Here is a 2,695-nt window from a genome sequence, read left to right as displayed (position 1 = left end):
CGCCACGGACCCCGTGACCCCCGCCACGGACCCCGTGACCCCCGCCACGGACCCCGTGACCCCCGCCACGGACCCCGTGACCCCCGCCACGGACCCCGAGACCCCCGCCACGGACCCCGAGACCCCCGCCACGGACCCCGAGACCCCCGCCACGGGGCCCGAGGCCCCCACCGAGGAGAGCGTGGCAGTGGACGCCGGTTGAAATGGTCCTTGCGATGGCGCGCTTCGCGCGGCAGGCGCAAGGGTTGCTCCCATGCGGGGGATGCCCCGTACCCCCCCGCACCTCCCGGTCCTGCCGGGGCGCGTCGGTGTCCCTCGGGGATGCGTCCCGGTGGGGTTGGTGATCGTGGGGAGGGGGCCGGTGGTCAGGTGAGGGCGACTGCTGACTCTGGGGTGTGGGTTTGGAAGGTGAAGGATTCCTGGAGGTAGAGGCGGATGGTGGTGGAGTCGTGGGAGTCGTAGCCGATTGAGAGGTCCTGGCCCAGGTGGAGGGTGTGGTCGCCGCCTCGGGTGGTCAGGAGGAAGGCGCCGGTTATGGCGGGGGCCCAGACGATGTCGCCGTCCAGCAGGCGGGCCAGGTGTTCGTGGATGGGGTAGCCGTGGTCGGAGGTTTCGCTGACGATCGTGTAGATCTCGGCGCTCAGGGCCAGGGAGTACGGGCCGTCGACACCGGCCAGGCGGAGGGTGCTGATGGCCTGGCTGACCATGTCGGGGTAGTCCTTGGGCTCGGAGGGGAGCAGGAGGCGGGGGTTGGACGACGAGCTGCGGATGCCCTCGATGCCGGCGGCGGCGTAACCCTCGAAGATGGCGCGGTCCTCGGCGAAGGCCATTTGGCGGGCGGCCTCCTTGACCGGTTCCCAGTCGGCGTCCTTGGCGCCGCGCTCGACGGCGTCCACGGCCTCGCGGTCCACGTTGAACGGCACGCGCAGCTCGATCAGCGGGCGGGACCGGCGCATGTTCGCCACCACGCCCGGGGCGGGCGGCTCGATGGAGGAGGCGTGGCCGGTGGGCACGGCCGACAGGGTGAGGCCGCCCGGCTCCGGGACGTCCACCAGCCGCCTCCCGGCCAGGTTGCGCACGAAGGTGCGCCGCGCCTCGGCCTCCAGGTCGGCCCAGGCAGCGCCGGAGATGGGCGCGAGTTCGCGGTGCAGGTTGTTCATCGCGAGGTGCTCCTCTTCAGATCGCCGATCCCCAGCGACCCGTCGGGTGCGGGCAGGGTGTCGGATGGTTCGGATGACGGGCCGGTCTCCCCGGGAGGGCCGTCCGCCGCGACACCGAGGGCGGCCCGCGCTACGGCGGTGGGCTGCTCGGCCGTGGCCGGCGCGGTGGCGGCCGGCTGGGTGGCGGCCGGGGGTGGGGGAGGGGCGTCGAGGAAGTCGGCTGTGGGGACGTGGAACAGGGTGCCGGTGACCGCGGTGGAGAAGTCCAGGAGGCGGTCGTGGGGGGCCGGGGGGAGGCCGGTGAACATGTTCTCGAGCATTTGCTCGATCACCGACGGGGTGGCGGAGTAGCCGATGAAGTAGGTGCCGAACTCGCCGCGGCCGGGGGAGCCGAACGGCATGTTGTCGCGGACGATCTTCCGCTCGGTGCCGTCGGGGCCGACGATCGTGGTCAGCGCCACGTGGGAGTCGGCCGGTTTGCGGTCGTCGGGGAGTTCGATGTCCGAGAGCTTGGTGCGGCCGACCGCCAGTTCCTGGGCCTCGGTGGGCAGGGCGTTCCAGGCGGCGACGTCGTGCAGGTACTTCTGCACGATGACGTAGCTGCCGCCGGAGAACTCCGGGTCCTGGCCGGGGTCGCGGCCCCCGACGGTGACGGCCTCGAAGGCGTCACGGCCCGTGGGGTTCTCGGTGCCGTCCACGAATCCGAGCAGGTCACGACGGTCGAAGTAGCGGAATCCGTGCACTTCGTCCTGGACGGTCACCGCGTCGCCGAGACCGGCCATGATCTGCGTCGCCAGTTCGAAGCACAGGTCCATCCGCTCGGCCCTGATGTGGAAGAGCAGGTCGCCGGGCGTGGACGGCGCCGTGTGCCGCGCCCCCCGTACCTCACGGAAGGGATGCAGCTCCGCGGGCCGCGGCCCGGAGAACAGCCGCCCCCAAGCCTCGGCCCCGATCCCGGTGACACACGTCAGCCCCCCACTCCCACTCCGGAACCCGATCGCCCGCGCCAGCCCCCCGACCTCGGCCAGCAACCCCCGCACCACGCCTTCCCCACCCGGCTCAACCGTCACCACCAGAAAAACCGCCGCATTGGTCAACGGCCCAAGCACCGCCTGCGGCTCCACCTCATCCACAAAGACCACCCCACAAACGATCACACGCACCGACTTGCCCGTGCGGGAGGTGTCCTGTGGGGCGAGAAGCCGAGGCCCTCGGGGGTGTCTGCGCCCGTTTCGCCGTCATACTCCTGCCTTCCGGGCGGTTCCTGCGTCGTCGCACCGGTGGACGTTCAGCACCAGACGGACCGCCGCGTTGGTCAATGGCCCGAGCGCTGGCTGCGGCTCTGCCTTATTCAAGATGATCACCCGTCCACGGTCACGCGCACCGACTTGCCCGTGTGAGGGGTGTCCTGTGGGGCGGGGGGCCGGTGGCGGAGTCGTCGGAGGTGTCCGCGCCCGTTCCGCCGTCATGCTCCTGCCTTTCGGGGTCCCGGGGGGCGCTGTCATGGGTGGTGGGGCCTTCTGGGGGGTGCTTGC

2 protein-coding genes and 1 pseudogene are annotated in these 2,695 nt (G+C 71.7%); 1 reads left to right on the top strand and 2 read right to left on the bottom strand.

The annotated features are described in order from the left end of the window. Positions 1–202: pseudogene (locus tag ACFP1K_RS09995) on the top strand (hypothetical protein); the annotation flags it as partial. Positions 203–365: 163 nt separating this feature from the next. Here ACFP1K_RS09995 and ACFP1K_RS09990 read toward each other — a convergent pair. Together ACFP1K_RS09990 and ACFP1K_RS09985 are read right to left on the bottom strand one after the other, a co-directional pair. Further along, positions 366–1,160, bottom strand: a complete 795-nt coding sequence (locus tag ACFP1K_RS09990; RefSeq protein WP_380749478.1) for a family 1 encapsulin nanocompartment shell protein — start codon at positions 1,158–1,160, stop codon at positions 366–368. Beyond that, positions 1,157–2,269: a Dyp-type peroxidase gene (locus tag ACFP1K_RS09985; protein WP_380749978.1), complete on the bottom strand. Its 1,113-nt coding sequence runs from the start codon at positions 2,267–2,269 to the stop codon at positions 1,157–1,159. Before ACFP1K_RS09985 ends, ACFP1K_RS09990 begins: the two co-directional genes overlap by 4 nt. Between the last annotated feature and the right edge of the window lie 426 nt (positions 2,270–2,695).

Origin of the sequence: Sphaerisporangium aureirubrum, assembly GCF_042658925.1 — a bacterium.
GTDB classification, from domain to species: Bacteria; Actinomycetota; Actinomycetes; order Streptosporangiales; family Streptosporangiaceae; genus Sphaerisporangium; species Sphaerisporangium aureirubrum.
This window is presented reverse-complemented; position numbering and strand designations above follow the sequence as displayed.

Excerpts from the sequence above, each read along its gene's own strand:
- ACFP1K_RS09990 (WP_380749478.1), bottom strand. The coding sequence starts at position 1,160 with ATGAACAACCTGCACCGCGAACTCGCGCCCATCTCCGGCGCTGCCTGG.